Annotated in this window: 1 protein-coding gene; it reads left to right on the forward strand. The window is 65.6% G+C overall.

Annotated elements, in window-relative coordinates; translation table 11 throughout:
• Window positions 1–1115 (forward strand): acyl-CoA dehydrogenase family protein (locus QT222_RS00755; protein WP_491475984.1); only part of this gene is annotated, 1115 nt, incomplete at both ends.

Raw genomic sequence — 1115 nt, forward strand, 5'->3', positions numbered from 1 at the left:
AGTCCGGACCTTCGTCAAGGTGGAGGTCATCCCCGTCGAGCGGGAACTCCTCGGCGATGGACCGGCCTCTGACGAGACCGTAGATAAACTCCGCGAGAAAGCCAGTGATTACGACGTGTACGCCCCGCAAATCCCCGAGGAGTACGGCGGGATGGGAATGGGATTCCGCGAGGTGCTCCCGGTCTTCGAGGCAGCCGGGCGGAGCCTCCTCGGTGCGACGGCCATTCGCGTCGACGCGCCGGACGAGGGCAACATGCACACCCTCGAACTGGTCGGGACGGACGAACAGAAGGAGCGGTGGCTGGAACCGCTGGTCGAGGGTGACATCAAGTCGGGTTTCTCGATGACCGAACCCCAACCCGGGGCCGGGTCGGACCCCAAGATGATTCGGACGACTGCGAAGAAGGACGGAGACGAATGGGTCATCGACGGTCACAAGTGGTGGACGACGCAGGGAACCGAGGCCGACGTCCTGCTGGTGATGGCCCGGACCGACGAGGACGCCCACCCGTACCAGGGGTGTTCTCTCTTCCTCGTTCCCGCGGACGCGCCGGGCGTCCGCGTCGAGCGGGACATTCCCCACGTCGGCGGCGAGGTCACCGGAATCGGTCACGCGGAGATTCGATACGAAAGCGTTCGAGTCCCCGAGGAGAACTTGCTCGGCGCGGAGAACGCAGGGTTCGCCATCACCCAACAGCGACTCGGCCCTGCCCGTCTCACCCACTGCATGCGCTTCTCCGGGATGGCCGAGCGCGCGCTCGACGTGGCGAAGGCGTACGCCGATGAGCGGCGAGCGTTCGAGGGGACGCTCTCGGACAAGCAGGCGATACGGTTCGATGTCGCCGATATCGAGACGCGACTCCACGCCGCTCGATCGATGGTCCGCCACGCCGCTCACCGAATCGCGTCCGGTGAGCAGGCCCGCGTCGAGGTGGCGATGAGCAAGGTGTTCACCGCGGACGTCGCGCAGGACGCCATCGACACCGCGGTTCAAATCTGTGGCGGAAACGGCATCGGCAAGGACCTCCCGCTGGCGGACTTCTACGAAAACGTCCGCCAGTTCCGCATCATCGACGGCGCGGACGAGGTCCACAAGCGAGTTATTGCCAGATGGG

Source organism: Haloferax sp. s1 (genome assembly GCF_058382125.1).